General features: G+C 60.8%; 22 protein-coding genes. 11 read left to right on the top strand and 11 right to left on the bottom strand.

The annotated features are described in order from the left end of the window. Positions 1 to 214: 214 nt before the first annotated feature. Entirely contained in the window at positions 215 to 1,114 is a 900-nt protein-coding gene (locus ACK59H_RS14490; RefSeq protein WP_060480516.1) for a hypothetical protein, read from the bottom strand. A gap of 214 nt (positions 1,115 to 1,328) precedes the next feature. Here ACK59H_RS14490 and ACK59H_RS14485 point away from each other — a divergent pair, with 214 nt between their 5' ends. From ACK59H_RS14485 to ACK59H_RS14470, 4 genes are all read left to right on the top strand, one after another. After that, entirely contained in the window at positions 1,329 to 2,129 is an 801-nt protein-coding gene (locus ACK59H_RS14485) for a nuclear transport factor 2 family protein (RefSeq protein WP_060480515.1), read from the top strand. A gap of 62 nt (positions 2,130 to 2,191) precedes the next feature. Then, a complete protein-coding gene (locus ACK59H_RS14480; protein ID WP_060480514.1) occupies positions 2,192 to 3,598 on the top strand; it encodes an FAD-dependent oxidoreductase in 1,407 nt (468 codons plus the stop codon). 31 nt (positions 3,599 to 3,629) lie between these two features. Next, on the top strand, positions 3,630 to 3,971 hold the full coding sequence (locus ACK59H_RS14475; protein WP_060480513.1) for a cupin domain-containing protein: 342 nt from the start codon (positions 3,630 to 3,632) through the stop codon (positions 3,969 to 3,971). 51 nt (positions 3,972 to 4,022) lie between these two features. After that, complete coding sequence (locus tag ACK59H_RS14470) at positions 4,023 to 5,102, top strand: polyamine ABC transporter substrate-binding protein (RefSeq protein ID WP_060480512.1); 1,080 nt, start codon at positions 4,023 to 4,025, stop codon at positions 5,100 to 5,102. A gap of 119 nt (positions 5,103 to 5,221) precedes the next feature. Here the strand turns inward: ACK59H_RS14470 and ACK59H_RS14465 are convergent, their stop codons facing one another. Both ACK59H_RS14465 and ACK59H_RS14460 read right to left on the bottom strand, forming a co-directional pair. Beyond that, positions 5,222 to 6,805 (bottom strand): peptide chain release factor 3, encoded by a 1,584-nt coding sequence (locus ACK59H_RS14465; RefSeq protein WP_060480511.1) that lies wholly within the window; start codon positions 6,803 to 6,805, stop codon positions 5,222 to 5,224. A 107-nt stretch (positions 6,806 to 6,912) separates the two neighbouring features. Then, positions 6,913 to 7,482 (bottom strand): hypothetical protein, encoded by a 570-nt coding sequence (locus ACK59H_RS14460; protein ID WP_397468717.1) that lies wholly within the window; start codon positions 7,480 to 7,482, stop codon positions 6,913 to 6,915. Between the two features lie 363 nt (positions 7,483 to 7,845). Here ACK59H_RS14460 and ACK59H_RS14455 point away from each other — a divergent pair, with 363 nt between their 5' ends. The 5 genes from ACK59H_RS14455 (at position 7,846) to ACK59H_RS14435 (ending at position 12,943) form a co-directional block, all read left to right on the top strand. Next, positions 7,846 to 8,559: an ABC transporter permease gene (locus ACK59H_RS14455; RefSeq protein ID WP_207937254.1), complete on the top strand. Its 714-nt coding sequence runs from the start codon at positions 7,846 to 7,848 to the stop codon at positions 8,557 to 8,559. Positions 8,560 to 8,572: 13 nt separating this feature from the next. Then, a complete protein-coding gene (locus tag ACK59H_RS14450) occupies positions 8,573 to 9,487 on the top strand; it encodes a glycine betaine ABC transporter substrate-binding protein (protein WP_060480508.1) in 915 nt (304 codons plus the stop codon). After that, the gene (locus ACK59H_RS14445; RefSeq protein WP_060480507.1) at positions 9,484 to 10,137 is read left to right on the top strand and encodes an ABC transporter permease; all 654 of its coding nucleotides are present in this window, start codon (positions 9,484 to 9,486) and stop codon (positions 10,135 to 10,137) included. Before ACK59H_RS14450 ends, ACK59H_RS14445 begins: the two co-directional genes overlap by 4 nt. Next, positions 10,134 to 11,291 carry a betaine/proline/choline family ABC transporter ATP-binding protein gene (locus ACK59H_RS14440; protein ID WP_186477668.1) on the top strand — a complete coding sequence of 386 codons (1,158 nt, stop codon included), beginning with the start codon at positions 10,134 to 10,136 and terminating at the stop codon, positions 11,289 to 11,291. The genes ACK59H_RS14445 and ACK59H_RS14440 overlap by 4 nt, the downstream gene beginning before the upstream one ends. A 488-nt stretch (positions 11,292 to 11,779) precedes the next feature. Continuing rightward, positions 11,780 to 12,943 (top strand): type III PLP-dependent enzyme, encoded by a 1,164-nt coding sequence (locus tag ACK59H_RS14435; protein WP_060480505.1) that lies wholly within the window; start codon positions 11,780 to 11,782, stop codon positions 12,941 to 12,943. Positions 12,944 to 13,482: 539 nt separating this feature from the next. On the opposite strand, the gene ACK59H_RS14430 is transcribed toward ACK59H_RS14435, so the two are convergent. Continuing rightward, a complete protein-coding gene (locus ACK59H_RS14430) occupies positions 13,483 to 14,241 on the bottom strand; it encodes a tetratricopeptide repeat protein (protein WP_060479429.1) in 759 nt (252 codons plus the stop codon). Between the two features lie 3 nt (positions 14,242 to 14,244). Further along, positions 14,245 to 14,925 carry a Fe2+-dependent dioxygenase gene (locus ACK59H_RS14425; RefSeq protein ID WP_060479428.1) on the bottom strand — a complete coding sequence of 227 codons (681 nt, stop codon included), beginning with the start codon at positions 14,923 to 14,925 and terminating at the stop codon, positions 14,245 to 14,247. A gap of 218 nt (positions 14,926 to 15,143) precedes the next feature. Here ACK59H_RS14425 and ACK59H_RS14420 point away from each other — a divergent pair, with 218 nt between their 5' ends. Both ACK59H_RS14420 and ACK59H_RS14415 read left to right on the top strand, forming a co-directional pair. Beyond that, a complete protein-coding gene (locus tag ACK59H_RS14420) occupies positions 15,144 to 17,432 on the top strand; it encodes a TonB-dependent siderophore receptor (protein ID WP_261744087.1) in 2,289 nt (762 codons plus the stop codon). Positions 17,433 to 17,533: 101 nt separating this feature from the next. Further along, positions 17,534 to 20,086 carry a PepSY domain-containing protein gene (locus tag ACK59H_RS14415; RefSeq protein ID WP_409264578.1) on the top strand — a complete coding sequence of 851 codons (2,553 nt, stop codon included), beginning with the start codon at positions 17,534 to 17,536 and terminating at the stop codon, positions 20,084 to 20,086. 65 nt (positions 20,087 to 20,151) lie between these two features. Here ACK59H_RS14415 and ACK59H_RS14410 read toward each other — a convergent pair whose 3' ends face one another. The 6 genes from ACK59H_RS14410 to hisS all read right to left on the bottom strand — a co-directional run bounded on the left by ACK59H_RS14410 (position 20,152) and on the right by hisS (position 26,969). Beyond that, complete coding sequence (locus ACK59H_RS14410; protein ID WP_060479425.1) at positions 20,152 to 20,943, bottom strand: amidohydrolase; 792 nt, start codon at positions 20,941 to 20,943, stop codon at positions 20,152 to 20,154. After that, the gene (locus ACK59H_RS14405; RefSeq protein ID WP_060479424.1) at positions 20,931 to 22,079 is read right to left on the bottom strand and encodes a pyridoxal phosphate-dependent aminotransferase; all 1,149 of its coding nucleotides are present in this window, start codon (positions 22,077 to 22,079) and stop codon (positions 20,931 to 20,933) included. The genes ACK59H_RS14410 and ACK59H_RS14405 overlap by 13 nt, the downstream gene beginning before the upstream one ends. A 198-nt stretch (positions 22,080 to 22,277) precedes the next feature. After that, positions 22,278 to 23,741, bottom strand: coding sequence for a ribosome biogenesis GTPase Der (gene der / locus ACK59H_RS14400; protein WP_060479423.1), 1,464 nt, complete (start codon positions 23,739 to 23,741; stop codon positions 22,278 to 22,280). Between the two features lie 117 nt (positions 23,742 to 23,858). After that, positions 23,859 to 25,001 carry an outer membrane protein assembly factor BamB gene (gene bamB / locus ACK59H_RS14395; RefSeq protein ID WP_060479422.1) on the bottom strand — a complete coding sequence of 381 codons (1,143 nt, stop codon included), beginning with the start codon at positions 24,999 to 25,001 and terminating at the stop codon, positions 23,859 to 23,861. Further along, complete coding sequence (locus tag ACK59H_RS14390; RefSeq protein WP_060479421.1) at positions 25,002 to 25,640, bottom strand: tetratricopeptide repeat protein; 639 nt, start codon at positions 25,638 to 25,640, stop codon at positions 25,002 to 25,004. A gap of 39 nt (positions 25,641 to 25,679) precedes the next feature. Next, positions 25,680 to 26,969, bottom strand: a complete 1,290-nt coding sequence (gene hisS, locus ACK59H_RS14385; protein ID WP_060479420.1) for a histidine--tRNA ligase — start codon at positions 26,967 to 26,969, stop codon at positions 25,680 to 25,682. Positions 26,970 to 26,986: the final 17 nt, after the last annotated feature.

Below are 26,986 nucleotides of genomic sequence, written 5' to 3'. Positions count from 1 at the left end.
CAAAAGGCTCAAATTGAACCCAAAAAAAATCCGACACCAGATCACTGGTATCGGACTTTTCGCCACCAAGCCTGGACTCAAATGCTTAAGTCATCAGCATTACGACAAGTCCAGACTCGTTGTTTCAGTGCATGAAAATCGCAATAAGGATGATGACCGGAATAGGTACACCAAGCATCCATAGCAGTATCGAGCGCATGTCAGTTCTCCTTGCTTATCGTTGAATGGTGCGATGAGCGACGTATTCGCCTTCCATCCACTGCACCTGATCACGGCGACGGCCGCCATAAAGGGCTGCCAAGCTGGCGAAGAACGCCCCGCACAGCAGTGCTACGAAGGTCCACAGGGCGGTCCAGGCGGCAACTTTGGCAGCGGTATCCGCCGCTTGCTTGGCCTTCATCTTGAGCTCTTGCACCTGAGAGATCACCTGATCCACACGTGCCTCAGCTTCCGGCTGAGTAAGGCGAGTACGCTGAGCTACCAATTGAGCAAGGTAGGTGCGGTCTTCTGGGGTCAGAGCACCGTCACCGGCCACGCCTTTGGCCAGAATGCGGGCGGCCACGCCATTGGCGGCGTCTTCGCTGACTGGCGCAGGGCCGTCACCGCGGAACAGGCTGTCGACGAAGTAGCCCATCGAATCCTTGTCAGCATTGGCAGCGGCGGCGCCACCTGCGGCAGCGGTCATGCCTACCGCTTGGGAGGCAGCACTGGCACCAGCACCCACCAGATTACCGGCGGTACCCAGTACCAACATCGCAGCTACCAGCGTCGAGACTGCCCAGGCCAGAAAACCATGTGCCGTGTCGCGGAAGTACACTTCATCGCCATGCAGGTTCGCCCATTTGGCCCGCAGACGCCCCGCCATGTAGCCACCAAGGCCAGAGGAGATGATCTGGGTCAGCAGCAACCAGACAATCGTAGAGATGCCCAATGCTTTGGCGCTGGCACCTTCGTCGGCCCAGGGTGAAGTGGCTGCAAAGCCCAGCCCCGCACCCAGTACAACCAGGATCAGGGACAATGCAGCGGCAGCAGCAGCGCCTGCGAAAATAGCAGCCCAGGAAACACCTGAGCGGCTTTGCGTATCGACAACTGAGTAATCGGCAGAGGGGATCATGATGTGGTCGCCTATGTGTGTTGTTAGCGAGAATTCCATTCGCGCAATAACAGTTGCAGGCGCTGTGCCACTCTTTACAAAAAGTTACCGCCTTTAAAATCAATGAGTTATAAAAACCTGTGAATAATTGACCGTGCAAAATGCGCGAGTGGGTGTTCGGCATCAGGTGTTCTGCAATATTCTGGCGGCGATACAGGCAAGGCATGAACGGCCGATGACACTTCAAGATGGCCCCACCCAGACCCCTATCACCGCCGAGATCGTGCTGCGCTACCACCTGTGCTGGAAGCATCGCGACCTGGAAGGTGTGCTCGCGCTGTATCACCCTGACGTCCAGTACCGCGACTTTTTTCAGAACCGTGTACTGGGGTATCGCGAGCTGCGTGACTATGTGCGCGCCAGCCTGCCACACGAAGCCGGCGAAGACATCGTCCATAGCGACCGCATTCGTGTGGACGGTTGCACTGCCTTCATTCAGTACCAGGTCACGGTGCAGGGCGGCGATGGCCTGGTGGCGTTTCAGTCCAGCGAGGCGATCACCGTCAAGGATGGGTTGATCTGGCAGGTAAATGAATACGCCACTCTGGTACGTCAGCACGGCAACGGCCCGGCCAGCTGCGGCCCTCGCCCAGCCACTAGCCGCCTGGGGCTCTCGCCCCGTCAGTTGTCGACCATGGCCCAAGACCTGGAGCACTACTTCCAGCGCCAACGCCCTTACCTTGACCCAGAGCTGGACCTGCAACAAGTCGCCGATGCCAGCGGCTACAGCCGCAACCAGATCTCGTACTTGCTCAATCAGGTGCTGGGGCAAAGCTTCTACCGCTACGTCAACCAGGCACGCCTGCAGCATCTGATGGCGCGCTTGAATGAGGGCAGCGCCGTGGCGACCATCGACGAGCTGGCGTTCAATGCCGGTTTCAATTCGCTTTCGGCATTCTATAAATGCTTCCGCGAACACACAGGCCTCACCCCAAAAGCTTACTTGAAGCAAAATTCTCTGCGTGCACGCACGTAAGACAGGCGCCAGCCGCCCCTACTAGCATCGCCACAGACTTGTACGAATGTGGAGCAAAACCGATGCAATCGCTGCGCACGCTCAGCCTGTGGATGGACCAGCTTGACGAGCCTTTGTGCGCGCGCCCGGCCCTGCGCCAGGACCTGGATGTAGATGTTTGCATCATCGGTGCCGGCTACACCGGCCTGTGGACCGCCTACTATCTCAAACGCCAGGCCCCGCACCTGAACATTGCCGTGATCGAAGCCAACATTGCAGGTTTCGGCGCCTCGGGGCGCAATGGCGGCTGGCTCATGGGCAATTTGCTCGGCGAAGACCGCCTGCTGGGTACCGTCTCGGCGCAGCATCGCCGCGCCAGCATCGATTTGCTCCACGGCATCCCCGATGAAGTACACAGCGTGCTGCAGCGCGAAGGCATCGACTGCGATTACCGCAAAGCTGGCGTACTGTACTGCGCAGCGCGCTACCCTGAGCAGGAGCGCAGCCTGCGTGCCTACCTCGATGACCTGTATCGCCAAGGCATGACCGAGCAAGACTACTGCTGGCTGCGCCCTGAGCAGTTGGACGCCCAGCTGCGTATCAGCAATGCCTACGGCGCTATCTACAGCCCGCATACCGCGACCATTCAACCGGCCAAACTGGTGCGTGGCCTGGCCCGGGCCGTGGAAAGGCTCGGGGTGACGATTTACGAGAACACCCCGGCCATTGACTGGCAGCCAGGTGAAGTTCGCTCGCACTTGGCGCGCATCCGCTGCCAGTGGGTGGTGCCGGCGGTCGAAGGGTACGCCGCCAGCCTGCCGCCGCTAGGCAAACACCAGTTGCCGGTGCAGAGCCTGCTGGTGGCCACAGAACCCCTACCAGAATCCATTTGGGACCAGATCGGCCTGGCCCAGGGGCAGGCTTTCAGCGAGAGCAGCCGCCAAGTGACCTACGGCCAGCGCACCGCCGACAACCGCTTGGTGTTTGGCGCTCGGGGTGGCTACCGCTTTGGCGGCCGCCTGCGGGAGAATTTCAACCTCCAGCCAGATGAAATCGAACTGCGTCGTTATCTGTTCGGTGAGCTGTTCCCACAACTACGGCACGTGCGCATCACCCATACCTGGGGCGGCAACCTGGGCATGGCGCGGCGTTTTCATCCGCACATGTTGTGCGATCGCCAGCGCGGCATCGCCTTGTCAGGCGGCTATGGCGGCGAAGGGGTCGGCGCCACCAACCTCGGTGGCCGCACCCTGGCGGCTTTGATCCTCAATCAGCATAACCAACTGACTGCCCAGCCCTGGGTGCTCGACAACCGCCCGCTGTCCAGCTTGGCCAGCTGGCCGCCCGAGCCCTGCCGCTGGCTGGGGTACAACGCGATCATCAAAAGCTTCGTCCACGAGGATCGGACCCTCTCCAACCCCGCCAGCGCGCCTTGGAGGCGGCGCCTGGCCAGCTCGCTCGCGGACTTCATGGAAGGCTTCATGCACTGACTACCCTTTCTCGACACAGGATCCACCGGTCATGAGCATCACCCAGTTCAAACACACAGACAGTGCCGTGCTCGAAAGCTGCAACCCCGTTGCGGTGCCGCTTGGCGACACCGTGGCCGTGACATCGGTCACCTGCGTGGAACGCAGCGACGGTGTGGAAACCGGCATCTGGGAGTGCACCCCAGGGCGCTGGCGTCGGCAGATCGTCCAACAGGAGTTCTGCCACTTCATCAAAGGCCGCTGCACCTTCACCCCAGACGGTGGCGAGCCCCTGGTCATAGAAGCCGGAGATGCACTGATGCTACCGGCCAACAGCACTGGCACCTGGGATATCCAGGAGACCGTGCGCAAGACCTACGTCCTGATTTTCTGATCCGCTGATCGCCTGCCTTCGATAACAACAGACAAAGCAAGGTAACCCGATATGCGTACGCTTCTGATCGCCCCACTGATGCTGGCCGCCAGCGTGGCCAGTGCCGCCGAAACCGTGAAGATCTACAACTGGTCCAGCTACGTGGCGCCCGATACGTTGAAGAACTTCCAACAAGCCACTGGCATCGTGCCAACTTATGACGTCTACGACAGCAACGAAACCCTCGACGGCAAGCTGATGACCGGCAACTCCGGCTACGATGTGGTATTCCCCTCCAACCACTTCATGGCCCGGCAGATCCAAGGCAAAGCGCTCAAGCGCCTGGACAAGTCGCAGCTGCCCAACTGGCAGAACCTCAACCCGGTGCTGCTCAAGGCGCTGGAGGTCAATGACCCTGGCAATCAGTATGGTTTTCCGTACCTGTGGGGCAGCACCGGCATTGGCTACAACATCGACAAGGTCAAGGCGGTGCTGGGCGACAACGCCCCAGTGGATTCCTGGGACCTGATCTTCAAGCCTGAGTACATGAGCAAGCTTAAAAGCTGTGGTGTAGCGGTGCTGGACAATGGCCCTGAACTGCTGCCGATCGCCCTTCACTACCTTGGGCTGCCGCACCATAGCAAGAACCCGGCCGACTATGACAAAGCCAAGGCGCTGCTGATGCAGGTGCGACCCTATATCAGCTATTTCCACTCGTCCAAATACACAGGCGACCTGGCAAATGGCGATATCTGCGTGGTGGTGGGTTTCTCGGGCGATGTGCTGCAGGCCAAGAACCGCGCCGAAGAGGCGAAGAACGGGGTGAAGGTGGGTTACTCGATCCCTAAGGAGGGTGCGCCCATGTGGTTCGACATGGTCGCCATGCCGGCCGATGCCCCGGATGAGAAGGCGGGGTACGCCTACATGAATTACCTGTTGCAGCCGCAAGTGATGGCCAACATCAGTAACTACGTGCAGTACGCCAACGGCAACCTCAAGGCCGATGGCCTGGTGGACCCGGCGATGAAGGGCAATAGCATGATCTACCCGAGTGAGGAGGTAATGGGCAAGCTGTATGCCCTTGAGGCGATGCCAGCGAAGATCGACCGCATTCGCACGCGGATCTGGACCAGCATCAAGGCTGGTAACTGATCAATTTTAGGAAACTGGTCATCAGTGGGCGCGGGTTAACCTGCAAATGCGTCGGTGAGTTCACCCTCACAATTGCAGGTTGACCCGCGCCTACAGCGGGTCTGAATAGACCTTGGTAATCAGTGGTGCTCGCGGGTCGCTCGGAACTTGATGTCTGGCCAGCGCTCTTCCATCAGCGACAGGTTGACGCGGGTCGGCGCCAGATAGGTCAGGTGGCCGCCACCATCGATGGCCAGGTTTTCCATGGCCTTGTTCTGGAATTCCTCGAGCTTCTTCTTATCATCGCAAGCGATCCAGCGGGCCGACCACACGGTGATCGGCTCGTAGGCGCATTCAACCTTGTACTCTTCCTTCAGGCGGCTGGCGACGACGTCAAACTGCAGCACACCGACTGCACCGAGAATGATGTCGTTGCTGCGCTCGGGGAAGAACACCTGGGTCGCGCCCTCCTCCGCCAACTGTTGCAAGCCCTGACGCAGCTGTTTGGATTTCAGAGGGTCCTTCAGGCGCACCCGGCGGAACAGCTCTGGGGCGAAGTGAGGGATACCGGTGAAGCCCAGCGCTTCGCCTTCGGTGAACGTATCGCCAATCTGAATGGTGCCGTGGTTGTGCAGGCCAATGATGTCGCCGGCGTAGGCCTCTTCCAGTTGCTCACGCTCGGAGCTGAAGAAGGTCAGTGCATCGCCGATGCGCAGGTCTTTGTTCAGACGTACATGGCGCATCTTCATGCCCTTTTCGTATTTGCCCGAGCAGATGCGCATGAAGGCGATGCGGTCGCGGTGCTTGGGGTCCATGTTCGCCTGGATCTTGAACACGAAACCTGTGAACTTCTCTTCAACGGGCTCGACGGTGCGCTCATGGGCGACACGACCCAACGGGCGAGGCGCCCAATCGACTACAGCGTCCAGCACATGGTCGACACCGAAGTTACCCAATGCCGTACCGAAGAATACCGGGGTCAGCTGGCCGTCGATGAACTCTTGCTGGTTGAACTCGTGGCAGGCTCCCTGCACCAGCTCCAGTTGTTCGACGAACGACTCGTACTGATCGCCCAGGTGCGCGCGGGCCTCGTCGGAGTCCAGCCTCTCGATGATCTTGGCTTCGGTACGTTCATGGCCATGGCCTGGGGTGTAGACCACGATGTAGTCCCCGGTCAGGTGATACACGCCTTTGAAGTCGCGGTAGCAGCCGATAGGCCAGGTGATCGGCGCGGCCTTGATCTTAAGAACCGCCTCGATCTCGTCGAGCAGTTCGATCGGGTCACGGATGTCCCGGTCGAGTTTGTTGATGAAGCTGACGATCGGCGTATCGCGCAGGCGGCAAACGTCCATCAGGGCAATGGTCCGTGGCTCAACGCCTTTACCGCCGTCGAGCACCATCAGTGCCGAGTCCACTGCAGTCAGGGTGCGGTAGGTGTCCTCGGAGAAGTCTTCGTGGCCGGGGGTGTCGAGCAGGTTGATCATGTGCTCGCGGTACGGGAACTGCATCACCGAGGTGGTGATGGAGATGCCGCGCTGTTTCTCCATTTCCATCCAGTCGGAAGTGGCGTGGCGGTCGGACTTGCGCGACTTCACGGTACCGGCGACGGCAATGGCCTTGCCCATCAGCAGCAGCTTCTCGGTGATGGTGGTCTTACCGGCGTCGGGGTGGGAAATGATTGCGAAAGTGCGGCGCTTCGCGACTTCGGCGGCCTGGTTGGTCATGGGAAATCGCCTGACTGAGGATCGAAAAGGGGCAGTATCATACCCGAATCCGCAGGCAGACCAAAGCACCGGCGCGCCGCCTGTTGAGGCGACACACCGGTTGCGGATCAGTGGTCGTCCAGCAACTCTTCACCGATGTCGGTGATTTCAAGCCGCAGGTCCAGCACCGGCCCACCGTGGGAAACCGCGTACGCCATCCACTGGTCAGCCACCTCGGTACGGCCGTAGCCACAAAGGGCAAGGTTGGTTGGCGTCCAGATCTGCGCTTGGATGTGCTGGCCTGGCGCCAAGTCATCGCCAACACTGACGAATTCATCATCCTGCAGGGTCATGACGCTCCACAGGCGGTCAGTGGCGGTTGGCTCCTTGTAGAGCTTGGCGTAGCCGTTATTGGTCAGTTCAAGGTTGCGCACCTTGGTGTTGAAATCCCGCCCGGTGCGACGGCTCCACGACTGAATGTCGTAGTAACGCATGCCGTGCTCGTCTTCCATGCAGCGAAACCAAAGGCGATGCGGCTCACGCCCGGCCACAGGCGTGATGATCATGTAGTCGTCGGCCGTGAAGGCAGCTCGTCCATCCTTTTCGGCCAATTTGGCGAAATTCAGATACCCCTCAAGCATCGGGGTGATACAGGCGACATGCGCCACGAACGATCGGTCATACACATGATTGAACATTTTCAGCTCCTGTAAGCGACTTAAGTCAGGTTTTTCAACCGCTTGTCGGCATAGCCGACACCCTTGATTTGAAAGGCCTGGGGCGCTGCGAAGCAGTGGGAATATTTGTGCGGGAAGGAAATCGGCGCTGGCCAAATGCCGCCTCAAATGGGAACCTTTGCGCCCACGGAGACGTCCATTCCCCTGCAACCCGCTTCGCTTGGGGACTGGTTTCATCAGCATTTTCGGGCCCGACGGGGTTCGGCTCATGGCTTGAAAGCAGCCTTCGGTTGCCTCTTGCTGCTATTCGCGAACACACCACCCGCCGCCAGCATTGGCCGGCATCGAAGAAGTGTGCTCGCCGACAAAACAAGGAGTCCGCCTGTGGCTAAACGCTACGGAAAAGGGCTGTTGGGATGCGCCACCGTGCTCATCATCCTAGCCCTGCTGGTCCACTGGATCGGCATCGATACGATCGTGCGATATCGCGACGATCTTCAGTTCTACCTGCAAGCGCACCTGGTCCTGGTGCTGGCTTCGATGGCGGCGGCGCTGGCCGTGGGCATCCCTGCCGGCATTGCCTTGAGTCGACCGCACCGGGTCGACAAAGCCGAGCGCTTCATGCAGTTCTTCAACGTAGGCAACACCATCCCCCCGCTGGCCGTACTGGCCATTGCTCTGAGTATCCTCGGCATCGGTGCCGGGCCTGCGATCTTCGCGCTGTTCCTCGCCTCCCTCCTGCCCATCGTGCGCAACACCTACGAGGGCCTCAAGAACGTCCCCGCCTCACTCAAGGAAGCCGCCACCGGCATCGGCATGACACCGCGCCAGCAGCTCTGGCAAGTGGAACTACCTAATGCTGTGCCGATCATCGTCGGCGGTGTGCGGGTGGCCCTGGCGCTGAACGTCGGTACCGCGCCCTTGGCGTTTCTGATCGGTGCCAACAGCCTTGGCAGCCTGATCTTCCCCGGCATCGCCCTGAACAACCAGCCACAACTGTTGCTGGGTGCAGCCTGCACCGCGCTGCTGGCCCTGATTCTGGATGCGGCAGTGAGTTTTGCCAGCAAGCGCTGGCTGGAACGCGGCCTGGCTGGTTAACGAGAGGGAAACCATGAAGAAGAAAATCGCCTTGCTGCTGGGCGCGGCACTGCTGTTCGCAGGTTTTGCCCAGGCAGCGGAGAAACCGCTGATTCGCATCGGCGCGCGGGTGTTCACCGAGCAGACCGTGCTTGCCGAAATCACCGCGCAATACCTGCGTGCCAACGGCTTCGACGTACACGTCACCAACGGCCTTGGCAGTAGCCTGGCACGCCAGGCACAGGAAACCGGGCAGCTCGATCTGATGTGGGAATACACCGGTGTTTCGCTGGTGTCCTACAACCACATCGAAGAACGCATGCCCAGTGCAGAGGCCACCTACGCCAAAGTCAAGGCGCTGGATGCGAAGAAGGACCTGATCTGGCTGACGCCGTCGAAGTTCAGCAATACCTACGCTTTGGGCCTGCCCAAAGAGGTGGCTGAGGCTTACCCACAGGTCAACACCATCAGCGACCTCAACCAGGTACTGCGTGATGAAAGCGACCGCAACCACTTGGTTGCCCTGGACACCGAATTCGCCAACCGGCCGGATGGCCTCGTGGGCCTCAAGCAGATGTACGACCTGCAAGTGGGGCGCGCCAATATCCGCCAGATGGATGCCGGCCTGGTCTATACCGCAATGCACAACAACCAGGTGTTCGCAGGCTTGGTGTACACCACCGACGGCCGCCTGAGCGCCTTCAAGATCAAGCTGCTCGAAGACGACAAGCACTACTTCCCCGATTACACCGCCGCCCCGGTGGTGCGCAAACAGATCATCGACGCCAACCCGAAACTGGTGGCGCTGCTCAAGCCACTGGCCGAACAGCTCGATGACGAAACCATGCGTCAGCTCAACGCCAAGGTCGATGTCCAGCACCAGAGCCCGACCAGCGTGGCCGCTGCCTTCCTGCGCGAGCACCCCTTGAACAGCGAGGTACAGCCATGAATCTGTTTGACACGTTCGCCCATCTTGACTGGGCCTTGGTGCTGCAGCTGACCTGGCAGCACATCATGCTGGTGGGCGTGGCGGTGGGCCTTGCGATTATCGTCGGGGTGCCGCTGGGCATCCTGATGACCCGCTTCCCGGTGGTCGCCGGCCCTTTGCAGGCCAGTGCCACGGTGCTGCTGACCATCCCGTCGATCGCGCTGTTTGGCTTGCTGCTGCCGTTCTACTCCAAGTTCGGCCAAGGACTCGGCCCACTGCCCGCGATCACCGCAGTGTTTCTTTATTCGCTGCTGCCGATCCTGCGCAACACCTACCTCGCCCTGACCAACGTCGAGCCCGGTATCCGTGAGGCGGCGCGGGGGATCGGCATGACCTTCGGCCAGCGCCTGCGCATGGTCGAGCTGCCCATCGCCGTGCCCGTGATCCTCGCCGGCGTGCGCACCGCCGTGGTGATGAACATCGGCGTCATGACCATCGCCGCCACCATTGGCGCCGGCGGCCTGGGGGTGCTCATTCTCACCTCAATCAGCCGCAGCGACATGTCGATGCTGCTGGTCGGCGCTGTGCTGGTCAGCCTGCTGGCGATCATCGCCGACCTGCTCCTGCAAACCCTGCAACGTGCCCTGACTCCAGAAGGACTGCGCTCATGATCGAACTGAAGAACCTCAGCAAAACCTTCAACGTCAACGGCAAGGACGTCAAAGCCGTCGACGCGGTAAGCCTCACCGTCAATGAAGGCGAAATCTGCGTGTTCCTCGGCCCATCGGGCTGCGGCAAGAGCACCACGTTGAAGATGATCAACCGCCTGATCACGCCCACCTCCGGGCAGGTGTTCATTAATGGCGAAGACACCAGCGCGCTGGACGAAGTGACCCTGCGCCGGCACATCGGCTACGTGATCCAGCAAATCGGCCTGTTCCCCAACATGACCATCGAGGAGAACATCACCGTGGTCCCGCGCCTGCTCGGCTGGGACAAGCAAAAGTGCCGTGAGCGCGCCCGTGAGCTGATGCACATGATCAAGCTAGAACCCAAGCAGTACCTGCAGCGCTATCCGCGCGAGCTTTCCGGTGGCCAGCAGCAGCGTATCGGGGTGATCCGCGCGCTGGCTGCCGAAGCACCGGTATTGCTGATGGACGAGCCGTTCGGCGCAGTCGACCCGATCAACCGCGAGATGATCCAGAACGAGTTCTTCGAAATGCAGCGGGCGCTGAACAAGACCGTGATCATGGTCAGCCACGACATTGACGAGGCGATCAAGCTCGGCGACAAGATCGCCATTTTCCGCGCCGGTAAACTGCTCCAGCTCGACCACCCGGATACCCTGCTGGCGCACCCTGTGGATGATTTCGTGAGCAATTTCGTCGGCCAGGACAGCACCCTCAAGCGCCTGCTGCTGGTGCGTGCCGAAGATGCCGCAGACAACGCGCCATCGGTCAGCCCGCAAACCCCGGTCAATGATGCCCTGGAGCTGCTCGATGAGCATGACCGTCGTTATGTGGTGGTGACCGACGGGCAGAACAAGGCACTGGGTTACGTACGCCGCCGCGACATGCATCGCCAGCAAGGCACCTGCGGCGACTTCCTGCGCCCGTTCAACGCCACTGCATCGCACGACGAGCATCTGCGTATCCTGCTGTCGCGGATGTACGAGTTCAACCGTGCCTGGTTGCCGGTGCTGGACGCTGAGCAGGTATTCCTTGGCGAGGTCACACAGGAGTCGATTGCCGCTTACCTGAGCTCCGGGCGCTCACGTGGGGCGAAGACCAGCATTGTTTCGCCTGCCGAGGTCGCAGCTTCCTGACGGCATCATCCAGGCTTAGATGGCAGTGATGCTCATGGACGAGCACTGTCCGCCTGTCGGTAACAAAAAATTTATGAGTCATTTTCTGCACGCCGGTCCCAGAAAACCGTGGCCATAAATATGAACACTAAAGCCTCCTCCCCGTGTGCTGTCGCTCCCGGCCGCACCGGCAAAACCCTGTAGGTGCGGGTTAACCCGCGATGGGGCCAACTCGCTCCATTCCACAATTTTTTACGCTTGAAAGTGCCAGGGGAACATCAGCTGGTCATGCGAGTCGGTTATTCAGTGGGAAGGGTGCCGTTCCACGACGATCACGCCCGGATTGCCTGTTGATTCTGCATTCTTCACGCCCTAAAGTGCGCGCCGAACGTCCATGCTGGAAACGATCCATCCGGCTCAAGTACTGAGTAGGCGAACCAAAGTGGGGATACGGAGGACGTTCAGTTGCAGCCACTTATTCTTTCAGTTTGCCCATGGAGTCCCTGAGCATGTCGATCCAGGTCGAAGACTATTTCGCACGTGACACCTTCCAGAAAATGAAGGCGTTCGCCGACAAGCAGGAAACCCCGTTCGTACTCATCGATACCCAGATGATCAGCCAGGCCTACGACGACCTGCGCGCAGGTTTCGAATTCGCCAAGGTGTACTACGCGGTCAAGGCCAACCCCGCCGTCGAGATCATCGACCTGCTCAAAGAAAAAGGCTCGAGCTTCGACATCGCCTCGATCTACGAGCTGGACAAAGTGATGAGCCGTGGCGTCAGTGCCGACCGGATCAGCTACGGCAACACCATCAAGAAATCCAAGGACATTCGCTACTTCTACGAGAAGGGTGTGCGCCTGTACGCCACCGACTCGGAAGCAGACCTGCGCAACATCGCCAAAGCCGCGCCGGGCTCTAAGGTCTACGTGCGCATCCTTACCGAAGGCTCGACCACGGCCGACTGGCCGCTGTCGCGCAAATTCGGCTGCCAGACCGACATGGCCATGGACCTGCTGATCCTCGCCCGTGATTTGGGCCTGGTGCCTTACGGCATTTCCTTCCACGTAGGCTCCCAGCAGCGCGACATCAGCGTGTGGGATGCGGCCATCGCCAAGGTCAAGGTGATCTTCGAGCGCCTGAAGGAAGAAGACGGCATCGAGCTTAAGCTGATCAACATGGGTGGCGGCTTCCCGGCCAACTACATCACCCGCACCAACAGCCTCGAAACCTATGCCGAAGAGATCATCCGCTTCCTGAAGGAAGACTTTGGTGACGACCTGCCGGAGATCATCCTTGAGCCTGGCCGTTCGCTGATCGCCAACGCCGGCATCCTGGTCAGTGAAGTGGTACTGGTGGCACGCAAATCGCGCACCGCCGTCGAGCGCTGGATCTACACCGATGTGGGCAAGTTCTCCGGCCTGATCGAAACCATGGATGAAGCCATCAAGTTCCCGATCTGGACCGAGAAGAAAGGCGAAGCCGAAGAAGTGGTCATCGCCGGCCCGACCTGTGACAGCGCCGACATCATGTACGAGAACTACAAATACGGCCTGCCGCTGAACCTGGCCATTGGTGACCGCCTGTACTGGCTGTCGACCGGTGCCTACACGACCAGCTACAGCGCAGTTGAATTCAACGGCTTCCCGCCGCTGAAGGCTTACTACCTGTAAAGCCAAACGGGGCCTGATGGCTAATGCCAGTCAGTTGAGGCTGATGCTTTGAGCGTTAGGCCATAGGCCGCAAAATCCGATACCGGTGATCTGGTGTCGGATTTTTTTTGGCTTGGTTTGAGCCTTTTGGTGGCCGTGAGATCGAGCGCCGCCCGCGCGGCGCATCGCGAGCTGCGCTCGCTCCTACGTTTGTTTCGGGCCAATTAATCCTGCGGGGTTTGCGCGCGGACGCCTTGGCGCATGGCGCGATATCGCGTTGTATGAACCAGGCGGTCGCGCGCGCCCGCAACAGGCGTTACTGGCCCGAAACAAATAATCCTGCGGGATTTGCGCGCGGACGCCTTGGAGCCTGGCGCGATATCGCGTTGTATGAACCAGGCGGTCGCGCGCGCCCGCAACAGGCGTTACTGGCCCGAAACAAACGTAGGAGCGAGCGCAGCTCGCGATGCGCCGCGCGGGCGGCGCTCGATATACGCCCCACAGCAAAACCTAAGCCAAGCCCCTAAAGCCGTCATGACCTGCACGCTCTAACACCACTCCTACAAAGTGCTGCGCTCGACCTGCTGCAACCGCTCGGCATAGCGCGCTGCGTAAGATGTCAACATCGGCCCCGCGCCCTGCAAGGTCACCAAGGCACTGCGCAGAAAATTCAGGTTGCCCTCCAACCGCGCCCGTTCCAGCCAGGTTCCAGCCTCGGCCAACTCGCCACGCTCGGCCAACACCATGGCCAGGCTGAACATGCCGCGAAAATCCCCCGCCTCAGCCGACCGCCGATACCAACGCACCGCCCGTGCCGGGCTTGGCGCGGTGGCGATGCCATGCTCCAGGTAGCGCCCATACAGGTTCATCGACTTGGCATGGCCCAACAGCGCGGCCTTCTCGTAACAGATCAGCGCCTGGGCTTGATTGACCGGCAGCCCACGCCCAGTCGCGAGCATGTTGCCAAGGTTATAGAGGCCCCAATCGAGCCCTGCATCGGCGGCCTGCGCATAATGAATGGCCGCTAGTGCATCATTCACCTCGCCTCCCCAGCCCTGCTCGTGGCAACGACCGAGCATGTTATGCGCCATGGCATTGCCGCCCTGAGCTGCAATGGCGAACCAACGCCGGGCCACACGTGCATCCTGCTCGATGCCAAGGCCATCGAGCAGGATTTGCCCAAGCAGCAACTGCGCCTCGACCATGCCCTGCCCCGCTGCCGCCAGAATTGCCTGAGCCGCCTTGCCTGGGCTGTGTTGGAGCATCGCCTGCAGGCCGGCAGCATCCACCACTTCTTCACGCCGTAACTGATAGGACACGGTTCAGACCTCGGCCCAGCGGCGCAGCAAGTTATGGTAAGTGCCTGTCAGTTGCAGCAAGGATGGATGGTCTGGCACGTCGGCGCTAAGTTGCTGGATGGCATTGTCCATCTCGAACAGCAGCGCGCGCTGGCTGTCCTCGCGCACCAGGCTCTGGGTCCAGAAGAATGCCGCATAGCGCACGCCGCGGGTCACCGGGTTGACCTTGTGCAAACTGGTGCCGGGGTACAACACAAGGTCACCGGCTGCAAGCTTCACCTGCCGCTCGCCATAGGTGTCCTGAATCACCAGCTCACCACCGTCGTAGCTGGCTGGGTCGCTGAGGAACAGGGTCGAGGACAGATCAGTGCGCACCCGTTCGGCGCTGCCTTTGGGCTGGCGCAGCGCATTGTCGATGTGGAAACCGAAATTTCCGCCCTCGCGGTAGCAGTTGATCAGCGGCGGGAATACCTTGTGTGGCAGCGCCGCCGACATGAACTGGGGGCATTGCCACAAGCGATCGATCAGCGCACTGCCGATTTCCTTGGCCAGGGCATGGCCTTCTGGCAATTGCAGGTTGTGCTTGGCCTTGGCCGACTGAAAACCGGCCGTGGCCTTGCCATCTGCCCAGTCGGCCTGCTCCAGCGCTACGCGAATGCGAGCCAGCTCTTGAGCATCGAACACCCCTGGAATATGAAGCAACATGCGACGGCACCGTTAAGAACTGTAAGATTTCGATGATATTGATTCCCTTTTACACTGCACAAGCCCTGACCGGGCTTACACGTTTCAGTGTCGCTAAAACGTAAAGAGAATATGTAAAGATTGTAAATTTCTAGCGAATGGTAACGAGTCTCAATTGTGCCTTACAAATCCTTACATTAACATCCGCGGCCTTCACACCTTGGGGAAGGTCCAGCGCAATGCCAAACGTACCATCTGCAGTAAGCTCACCACGCTCGATCGTAACCGCCATCGGCTTAGCCCTCGGCGCGTCCGGCGCCTATGCTGCCGACCCGGTCGCCAGCACTGCCTTGACCCTCGACGCCACCAGCGTCAAGGGTAAAGCTGAGCAGGCCAGCACCGATTACCAGGTCGAGCGTGCCTCCTCGCAGAAGTACACCGCACCGCTGGTGGACACCCCGCGCTCGGTCACCGTCATCCCGCAACAAGTCATCAAGGACACCAATGCCCTGACCCTGCAGGACGCGCTGCGTACCGTACCGGGAATAACGTTTGGTGCTGGCGAAGGCGGCAACCCGCAAGGCGACCGCCCGTTCATCCGCGGTTTCGACGCCCAAGGCGACACCTACCTGGATGGCGTGCGTGATACCGGGGCCCAGAGCCGGGAAATCTTCGCCATCGAATCGGTCGAAGTGGCCAAGGGCCCGAACTCGGCGATTGGTGGTCGTGGTGCCGCAGGCGGTACCATCAACCTGGTCAGCAAGCGTGCCCACCTGGGCAACTCGCTCGACGGCGCCTGGACCTGGGGCAGTGACCAAACCCAGCGTTACACCCTCGATGGCAACTACCAGTTCAGTGACACCGCAGCCGGGCGCCTGAACCTGATGACCCACGACAGCAACGTCGCCGGCCGCGACAAGGTCAATTACGACCGCTGGGGTATCGCCCCCTCGCTGGCGTTTGGGTTGGGGACGCCCACCCGCGTCAACCTTGACTACTACCACCTGGAAAGCGACGACCTGCCTGACTCGGGCATTCCCTACGCCATCCCGACCGGTGGCAGCAACGCACGCACCTCTGCTCACCCGAGCAAGCCCTACGACGGTGGCGACAGCGACAACTTCTACGGCCTGACCGACCGCGATTTTCGCAAGACCCGCGTCGATATCGCCACCTTCGCCATCGAGCACGACCTTAGCGACACTCTGACGGTGAAAAACACCCTGCGCCATGGCAACAGCATGCAGGACTACATCCTCACCCAGCCCGATGACAGCAAGGGCAACGTCAACAACGGCAGCGTCTGGCGCCGCGCCAACACACGGGTTGGCAATACCGCCACCACAACTAACCAGACCGACCTGTTCGGCGAGTTCTACCTGGCCGGGCTGAAGAACAGCTTCTCCACCGGAGTGGAACTGAGCCGCGAAGAAAGCCAGCGCTCGTCCTACACCGTCAACACCGATACCGTGCCAGGCGGCGCCGCCAACACCAACTGCACCCCCGGCATGATCGGCGCCAGCAGTGGCTATAACTGCACCTCGCTGAGCAATCCGAACCCGGACGACCCGTGGAGCGGCAGCATCGCCCGCAACTATGCTGGCACCACCACCAACAGCAAGACCCGTGCACTTTACGTGTTCGACACGCTGGAACTGACGCCGCAGTGGCTGCTGAACATGGGCCTGCGCTACGACCACTTCGATACCGACTACAAAACCTACAACGCAGCAGGCACTACGACCGCCAAGGGCCAGGACACCAGTGAGTTCGTCACCGGCCAGTTGGGGCTGGTGTGGAAGCCTGCCGAAAACGGCAGCATCTATGTGTCCTATGCCACCTCTGCAACGCCACCTGGCGCGATGCTCGGCGAAGGCACCGAAGGCAACCCACTGCCAGGCACTCCTGATCGCAGCGGTAACTTGCTCAGCAGCGACCTGGAGCCCGAAGAAACCACAAACTACGAGATCGGCACCAAGTGGGACCTGCTCAACGAGCGCCTGTCCCTGGCCGCCGCGCTATTCCGTACCGAGAAGGAAAACGCCCGCGTACAGGTAGGCACCACCAGCTACGAAAACGTTGGTGAAACCCGCGTGCAGGGCATCGAGTTGTCGGCCAGCGGCAAAATCACTGACAAATGGCAGGTATTTGCTGGCTACACCTACATGCAAGCGCGCCAGATCGATGGTGGGCCCATTGGCGGGGTCAACGATGGCAACCAACTGCCGAACACCCCCAACAACAGCGCCAGCCTGTGGACCACTTACTCGATCACACCAAAGCTGACCGTTGGCGGCGGCGCATTCTATATGGATGAGGTCTACGGCAACGTGGCCAATACCACGGTAGTAGACAGCTACGTGCGCTACGACGCCATGGCTGCCTACAAGCTGACCAAGAACGTCGACCTGCAACTGAACGTGCAGAACCTGACCAACGAGGTGTATTACGACAAGGCCTTCTCTACTCACTTCGCCAATCAGGCAGCGGGCAGGACCGCATTGCTGACCACCAGCGTCCACTTCTGAAGATCCGAAGCCCAGCCCCGTTCACTCCAGTGAGCGGGGTTTTTGCGTATCAAGGCATAATCCCCGCCGCATAGAGGGCGGTAGCGACACAAGGTGAAGACGTGGTGAAGAAGACGCTGTTTCAACTGCACTGGTTTTTTGGCATCACCGCAGGCCTGGTGCTGGCAGTGATGGGTATCACCGGTGCGCTGTACTCGTTCCAGGAAGAGCTGCTGCGCGCCTTCAACGCCGATGTCCTCAAGGTTGAAGTACGGGCTGAGGGCGTACTGCCGCCAGCCGAGCTGGTTAGCCGCGTGGAAACCGCCCAGGGCGAGAAAGTTTCGATGCTGTGGGTGGATGTACGCGATGGCAACGCTGCGCGGGTGTTCTTCACCCCGCCACCCGGCGAGCGCCGGGGCACACTGCGCTATGCCGACCCCTACACTGGCGAGCTCAAGGGCGATGCCGCCGGCCAGGGTTTCTTCAACCTGATGCTGAGCCTGCACCGCTTCCTCGCCATGGGCGACACTGGCCGGCAGATCACCGGCGCCTGCACCCTGATGCTGGTGTTTTTCTGCCTGTCCGGCCTCTATCTGCGCTGGCCGCGCAAGGCGCTCAACTGGCGGACCTGGCTGACCCTCGACTGGGCCAAAAAGGGCCGTGCCTTCAACTGGGATCTGCACGCTGTGGCCGGTACTTGGTGCCTGCTGTTCTACCTACTGTTCGCGCTTACCGGGTTGTTCTGGTCTTATGAATGGTATCGCTCGGGGCTGAACAAGCTGCTGGCGGAGCCAGCGGCCGGTCAGCAGCACAAACGCGGTGAAGGCCGTGGCCGTCATGGGCCGCCCAACATCGACAAGCATGCGCCGCCGCTGGTGGTCGACTACGACGCTATCTGGGCCACCCTCAAAGGTGCAGCCGGCCCGAGCCTTGCCACCTATAACCTGCGCCTGCCGCCAGCGGGCAACCAGCCGGCGAATCTGTTCTATTTGCTAGAGGGTGCAGCCCACCCACGGGCATTCAACACATTGGTAATCGACCCGGCAACTGGCCAGATCAAGCGCCAAGAGCGCTACATCGAAAAGCCCTTGAAGGCTCAGTTGCTGCAAAGCGTCTACGCGCTGCATGTCGGCGAATACTTCGGCCTACCCGGGCGCATCATCGTCACCATCGCCAGCCTGAGCATGCCGCTGTTCTTCGTCACCGGCTGGCTGCTATACCTCGACCGACGGCGCAAGAAGCGCCAAGTGCTTGCCGCCCGCAGCCATGTCGACGCTCGGCAGGGCGACGGTGACAGCTGGCTTGTTGGTTTCGCCAGCCAAAGCGGCCTGGCCGAACAACTGGCTTGGCAAAGCGCAAGCCAGCTGCAGGCAGCGGGCTTGCCGGTACGCGTCCGCGCCCTGGCCGAGCTGAATGAGGCCGACTTGAAGCAGGCCCGTCGCGCCCTCTTTGTGGTCAGTACCTTCGGCGACGGCGAAGCACCCGACAGTGCCCGGGGCTTCGAACGCAAGGTGCTCGGCCAGCCCTTGACGTTGAACCACCTCAACTACGCCCTACTCGCCTTGGGGGATCGGCAGTATCCACATTTCTGTGGTTTCGCCCGACGCCTGCAGGCTTGGTTGAGTGATCGGGGCGCCAGCAGCGCTTTCGGCCCAGTGGAAGTGGACAATGCCGACCAGGCCGCTGTGCAGCTCTGGCAGCAGCAGCTGGCGCAACTGACCGGTGTTCAACCTGTCAGCGCCTGGCAGCCGCCGAGTTTCGGCAACTGGACCCTGGTCAGGCGCGAGCAGCTCAACCCCGGCAGCCAAGGCCAACCGGTCTACCTGCTAGGCCTGCGGCCAGAGCAACCGGCCAGTTGGGAAGCCGGTGACCTGGTTGAAATCCTGCCGCTCAATGGGCGCGCCCGGATTGATGCATTTGTGCATGGCATGGCGCAGGACGCCAATGTCAGCGTGCAGGTCGAAGGCTTGCACACAACCCTGAGCCAGGCCCTGGCTGGCCGCCAGCTGCCGAGCCGTCGCGACCATCTGCTTGGCCTGCACCCGCAGGCCCTGGTTGATGCCCTGGTACCGATCGGCACCCGCGAATACTCCATCGCCTCCATCGCCAGTGATGGGGTGCTGGAGCTGATCGTGCGCCAGGAGCGTAATGCGCACGGCCATCTCGGCCTGGGCTCGGGCTGGCTGACCGAATACCTGCCGCTTGATGGCACCCTAAGCCTGCGCTTGCGCCGCAATAGCAGCTTCCACCTGCCCCAGGCTCCTGCACCGATGATCCTGATCGGCAACGGCACGGGGCTGGCAGGCCTGCGCAGCTTGATGCGAGCGCGGGTCAATGCTGGCGAGCAGCGCAACTGGTTACTGTTCGGTGAGCGCAACCGCGCCCATGACCTGCTGTGTGGCGCAGAACTGCAGGGCTGGCTCGCCAGCGGCGACCTGGCACGGCTGGACCTTGCCTTTTCACGTGATCAGGCCGAAAAGGTGTATGTGCAGGATGTGTTGCTGCAGCAGGCCGAGACCTTGAAGCAATGGGTGCTAGACGGGGCTTGTGTGTATGTCTGCGGCAGCCTGCAAGGCATGGCGGCAGGGGTGGACGCAGCGCTCAAGGGCATCCTTGGAGAAGCGACTGTGCAGCAGCTGATAGAAGATGGGCGTTATCGGCGGGACGTGTACTAACCGAAAAATGATGTAACCAAGTCCGGCCTCTTCACTATTAAACCCGCGAAGAGGCCGGTTCTGCTTCAGTGGATTTCGTAGGTATCGGCATCCAGGTTGGCCGGAAATTTGGTGCGGTAGGCCGCCAGCTCCGCCGCGCTCAACACCGCTGTGAACACCCCGTCCGCTTCCCCCGCACTGAGCAGGCTCTCGCCCTGGAAGTCCAGCACCTGGCTGTCGCCGGAATAGGCAAAGCCTTTGCCATCGGTGCCCACGCGGTTCACCGCTGCTACATAGCACAGGTTCTCGATGCCCCGCGCCGGCAGCAGCCGGTTCCAGTGCAGGCGCCGTGCCGCAGGCCAATTGGCGGTGTACAGCAGCAGGTCGGTGTCCTGAGCATCACGGCTCCATACCGGGAAACGCAGGTCATAGCAGATCAGCGGACGCACCCGCCACCCCTTGAGCTCGAACTGCACCTGACGCTCACCTGGGGTGTAGTGCTTGTGCTCGCCGGCCATGCGGAACAGGTGACGTTTATCGTAATGCAGCACCTCGCCATCCGGGCGCGCCCACAACAAACGGTTACGGTGACTACCGTCGGCAGCCTGGATGATCACGCTGCCGGTGACCACCGCATCGATGCGCTTGGCCTGGGCCTTGAGCCACTTGTAGGTTGGGCCGTTTTCAGGCTCACACAAGGTTTGCGACTGCATGGAAAACCCTGTGGTGAACATTTCCGGCAGTACCACCAGGTCGGCACCGCGCGCCTGATCCAGCAGCACCTCGAAATGCGCATAGTTGGCTTCACGGTCGTGCCAGGCCAGGGCGGTCTGCACCAGGGCGATTTTCAGGTTAGGCAGTGCACTCAGATCGCGCATAGTTTTTCCGCTGCCTGGCGCAGCGTCTCCTCACGTTTGGCAAAGCACAGGCGCACCAGGCGTTGCTCGGGGACAGGTTGCTGGTAGAATACCGAGACCGGAATGGTCGCCACACCGTGCTCGCGGGTGAGCCACATGGCCATGTCGACATCGTTCAGGTCCGGGCGAATTTGCGAATAGTCCACCAACTGGAAGTAAGTACCCGCGGTAGGGGTAAACCGCAAACGCGAGCCTTCGAGCAGGCCGCAGAACAAATCGCGCTTGGCTTGGTAAAACCCCGGCAGCTCATCGATGTGCTCCGGGTGCTCGGCCATGAAGTCGGCCAAGGCACACTGCAGTGGTGTAACACCGCAGAAATTGACGTACTGGTGCACCTTGCGCAATTCGGCGGTCAAGGCCGGTGGCGCGATCACATAGCCGGTTTTCCAGCCGGTGACGTGGTAGGTCTTGCCGAACGAGCTGATGACGAAGGCGCGTTGGTACAACTGTTCATGGGCCAGCACACTGGCATGGCGCACGCCATCGTAGACCAGGTGTTCGTAAACTTCGTCGCTGACCAGGTAGATATCGCGGCCTGTGATCAGTTGCGCCAGTTGCTCGAGGTCCTCACGGCTGATCAATGCACCACTAGGGTTGTGCGGCGAATTGAGGACGACCATGCGCGTACGGGGGCTTAAAGCATCGCTGAACGCCTGCCAATCGATGCGGAAGTCGCCGTCACTGAGCTGCACATGCACACAGCGCCCGCCTGCCAGTTCAACCGACGGCTCGTAACTGTCGTAACAGGGGTCGAAGACGATCACCTCGTCACCTGGGTGAACCACTGCCTGGATGGCGCAGAAGATCGCTTCCGTGGCGCCAGGGGTGATGGTCACTTCATGGTCAGCATCCACCATGGCGCCATACAACCTGGCGACTTTGGCGGCCACCTGCTGACGCAGGGCCGGCAGGCCAGTCATCGGGCAATACTGATTGTGACCGGCGGACACATGCCGACCGACCGCATCGAGCAGCGCTTGCGGGCCGTTGAAGTCGGGAAAACCCTGGGACAGGTTGAGCGCGCCGGTTTGCGCGGCCAGCTCAGACATGGTGGTGAAGATGGTCGTGCCGACATTCGGCAGTTTGCTGCGGATCATGGAGCCCTCTTTCCTGGGGTGTATCCGGCACGGGTGGAGTCCGAGCATAGCGGATCGCGTGGTCAGGAAAAAGGTTGAAACAATAACAGGATTGCTCTGGATCAAAGGGCAATTTCGCGGGTAAACCCGCTCCTACAGGTGATGCGTAAATCAGCATCGGCACCCCGTCGTAGGAGCGGCTTTAGCCGCGAAGCAGAATCAGCGCTTGTCGCGGCGCTTTTTCTCGGCCTTCTTGTGGTGGGACATCAAGCGGCGCTTCTTGTTGACCTGGCGATCGGTGAGGGTATTTTTCTTGCCCTCATAGGGGTTTTCACCACCTTTGTACTCGATGCGGATCGGGGTACCGACCAACTTGAGCACACGGCGGTAGGTATTTTCCAAGTAGCGCGAGTAAGACTTGGGAATCTTCTCGGTCTGGTTGCCGTGGATCACGATCAGCGGTGGGTTGGCGCCGCCGAGGTGGGCATAACGCAGCTTGATACGGCGACCGTTGACCAACGGCGGCTGGTGCTCGCTTACCGCGTCTTCGAGGATCTGTGTCAGGCGGCTGGTCGGCCAGCGGGTGACCGCAGACTTGAACGCGGCCTGTACCGACTTGTACAGGTTGCCCACGCCGGTGCCATGCAGGGCTGAGATGAAGTGAATGTCGGCGAAGTCGACGAAGAACAGCCGACGCTCCAATTCGGTCTTGACGTAGTCGCGCTCGCCCGGCTCCATGCCGTCCCACTTGTTCAGCGCGATGACGATGGCGCGGCCGGCTTCGAGGGCGAAGCCCAGCAGGTTCAGGTCATGGTCCACCACACCTTCGCGGGCGTCCATGACGAAGATCACGACGTTGGCGTCCTTGATCGCCTGCAGGGTTTTGACCACCGAGAACTTTTCGACTTCCTCGTGGATCTTGCCGCGCTTACGCACACCCGCGGTGTCGATGAAGGTGTACTTTTCGCCATCACGCTCGAACGGGATATAGATACTGTCACGGGTGGTACCTGGCTGGTCGTAGACCACCACCCGCTCTTCCCCAAGCATGCGGTTGACGAGGGTCGACTTGCCCACGTTCGGGCGGCCGATGATGGCGATCTTGATGCCATCTTTCTCGCTCGGGCCAGGGATGCGGACAGCTTCCTCGCCCTCGGCGACCTCAGCGTCCAGGGCTTCCTCGACCTGGTCACGCGGGATGTGGCCGAGCACAGCTTCCATCAACGCGTTGATACCCCGGCCCTGGGAGCCAGCCACCGGGATGGCGTTGCCCATGCCCAGCGGCGAGAACTCTGCGCGCGCCACATCGGCATCGATGTTGTCGATTTTGTTGGCGACCAGAATTGCCTCTTTGTTGCGCTTGCGCAGGTGCTCGGCAATCATCTGATCCGCGGCGGTCATGCCGGCGCGGGCGTCAACCAGAAACAATACATAGTCAGCTTCTTCGATGGCCATCAGCGACTGCTCGGCCATCTTCTCGTCCATGCCCACTTCGTCACCGGTAATACCGCCGGTGTCGATCAGGATGAAGGAACGACCCTGCCAGGAGGCATCACCGTACTGGCGGTCACGGGTCAGGCCCGACAAGTCACCGACGATGGCATCGCGGGTCTTGGTCAGGCGGTTGAACATGGTGGACTTGCCGACGTTCGGGCGGCCCACCAGGGCGATTACGGGAACCATGCGGCTCTCCACTCTTGAATTCTTGAAAATGCAAAGGCCGCTGCAAGGCAGCGGCCGGAGTTCGGGCGGCGTATCCTGCGCCGCGGCCTGAAGCCCACCAGGGCTCCAAGCATAGCTTCAGCGAACGGTCAGTGCCTCGAGCTTACCGCTATTGCCAAAGACGTAGATGGTGTCGCCGACCACAAGTGGACGAGCGCGCACACCATCGCTGTCGATCCGCTCACGGCCGACGAAACGGCCATCGACCTGGCTCAGCAGGTGCAGGTAACCTTCGAAGTCACCCACCGCCACGTAGCTTGAGAACACCTCTGGCGCGCTCAACTGGCGACGGGCCATCGAATCGTTGCTCCACAGCGCGCTGGAAGAACGTTCGTCAACACTCTCGACAGTACCGCTGGCTTCGCTGACATAGACGTTACCGTAACCCTGGGCAACGCCCACGTAGCTGGAAGCATCGCGCTGCCACAGCACACGGCCGCTTTCCAGGTCCAGGCCCGCGACGCGGCCCTGGTAGGTGCTGACGTACAGGGTACCACCGGACAGCAGCAGGCCGCCGTCGATATCCACCACACGGTCCAGTTCGGAACGGCCCTGTGGCACGGCCACGCGGCTTTCCCACACCGGCACGCCGTTGTTGATGTCAACCGCAACCACTTTACCGGTGGACAGGCCAGCCACCGCCAGGCGGTTGGTAGCGATCGGTGCACCGGTGCCACGCAGGGTCAACACGGCCGGGGTGCTCTCGTAGATCCAGCGGCGGTCGCCAGTGGCGGCATCCAGGCCAATCAAGCGATCGTCCTGGGTTTGCACCACTACCACGTCACCGTTGTTGGCCGGCGGCGCGAGCACTTCACTGGTGACGCGCGCCTTCCAGCGCTCCTCACCCGTGCTGGAATCCAGCGCGATCACCTCACCCTTGAGGGTGCCGAGCATGACCAGGCCATAACCGACACCAACAGCGCCGGAAACTGGCTTTTCCAGGTCCTTTTTCCATACCACGTCGCCAGTGAGGCGGTCGAGGGCGAACACTTCGCCGTTGACATCGGAGGCATAGATGCGGTCGTTCTCGATCGCGGGAACCAGCGTGTTGTAAGTTTCACCCTGACCGTCACCGATCGAACGGCTCCACAGTTTTTTCAACGCCACTTCTTCGGTGAACTTGGTCAGTTCGGCCGGAGGCAGTTCCTTTTTGCTGTTGCTGCTGCAACCTGCGGCCAGCACGGCCAGGGTCAGCACTGCTGCTTGTTTCCAACCGATCACTTACGCATCCCCTTTGGCCAAGTCATCCAGCTTCAGTTGCAGGCCACCGACCGCTGCTTCATCAGACAGCGCGGCCTTGGCTTTTTCGTAGGCACTGTGGGCATCGTCACCGCGCCCCAATTGCACCAGCAGGTCTCCCTTCAACTCTTCACGGCTGGCCAGAAACGCTTTTTCAGTGTCACCATCGAGCAGCTTGAGGGCCTCTTCGGCCTTGTTCTGCGCGGCGAGCACACGGGCCAAGCGCTGGCGCGAGATCTCACCCAGGGTGACGTCGGCAGGCTTGTCCAGCACGCTTTTCAGCTCGGCAGCAGCGTCGTCGAGCTTGCCAGTTTCGACCGCAACCTTGGCCACGAACAGGCTGCCGTACTGAGCGTACGCGGTACCGCCGAACTCGCTCTTGAGCTTGCCGGCCAGTTCCGCAACCTTGGTCGCATCAGGCTGGCCGGTCGGCGTCAGGCTGGTTTCTAGCAGGGCCTGATACAGCTGCGAAGCACCTTGCGCCTGGTTGCTCTGGTACTTGTGCCAGGTATTCCAGCCCAACACCACCACGCCAGCCAGCAGGGCACCGGTCAGCAGCGGCTTGCCGTTGCGGCTCCACCAGTCCTTGACTCCGGCCAGTTCATCATCGGTACTCGACACCCCAATACTCCTTTTCGCCTATTCGCTTGTTGAACCGCGTTACGCCTGGGCGATCGCGGTTTCCAGGTGCTCAGCCAGAGCATCCCAGGCAATGTTTTGTTGTTCGCCCTGACCACGCAGGGGCTTGATGCCAACTTCCTGCTTGGCCAGCTCATCGTCGCCGAGAATCAGGGCGAACAGGGCGCCGCTCTTGTCGGCTTTCTTGAATTGACTCTTGAAGCTGCCGCCCCCGGCGTTGACTGCCAGGCGCAGGCCCGGCAAGCGATCACGCAGGCCCTCGGAAACACGCAGAGCGGCCAACTCCGCCTGGTCGCCAAAGGCGCACAGGTAGACGTCGATGGTACGACTGATCGATTCAGGCACCTTGCCGAGGGTTTCCAGCAGCAGGATCAGGCGTTCGATACCCATGGCGAAACCTACACCAGTGGTAGGCTTGCCGCCCATCTGCTCGACCAGGCCATCATAACGGCCACCTGCGCATACAGTGCCTTGAGCTCCGAGCTTGTCGGTGACCCACTCGAACACGGTCTTGCTGTAATAGTCCAGGCCACGTACCAGCTTGGTATTGATCACGAACGGAATGCCGGCGGCATCCAGGCGAGCCTTGAGGCCCTCGAAGTGCGTGCGGGAGTCTTCGTCCAGGTAATCTTCCAGCTTCGGGGCGCCGACCAGCACCGCCTGGGTGCCTTGGTCCTTGCTGTCGAGAATTCGCAGCGGGTTGCTCTTGAGGCGGCGCTGACTGTCTTCGTCGAGCTGCTCAAGGCGTGCGCTGAGGAATTCGACCAGGGCGTCACGGTAGCGGGCACGGGCTTCGCTGGTGCCCAGGCTGTTGAGCTCCAGCTTGACGGCATCCTGGATGCCCAGCAGGCCCCATAGGCGCCAGGTCAGCATGATCAGTTCGGCGTCGATGTCCGGGCCGTCGAGGTTGAATACCTCCACGCCAATCTGGTGGAACTGGCGATAACGGCCTTTTTGCGGGCGCTCATGGCGGAACATCTGGCCGATGTACCAGAGCTTCTGCACCTGGCCATTGCCGGTTATGCCGTGCTCCAGTACAGCGCGCACGCAAGCGGCGGTGCCTTCTGGGCGCAGGGTGAGCGAATCGCCGTTACGGTCTTCGAAGGTATACATCTCTTTTTCGACGATGTCGGTGACTTCACCGATCGAGCGCTTGAACAGCTCGGTGAACTCGACGATCGGCGTGCGGATCTGGCTGTACCCATAGGTATCCAGCAGCCCGGCAACGGTACCTTCGAAGTAGCGCCAGAGCGGCGACTGCTCTGGCAGGATGTCGTTCATGCCACGAATGGCTTGCAGCGATTTGCTCACGAAAAGTCCTTACGAAT

The sequence above is a fragment of the Pseudomonas sp. KCJK9000 genome, assembly GCF_046230725.1.
GTDB lineage: Bacteria > Pseudomonadota > Gammaproteobacteria > Pseudomonadales > Pseudomonadaceae > Aquipseudomonas > Aquipseudomonas promysalinigenes.
This window is presented reverse-complemented; position numbering and strand designations above follow the sequence as displayed.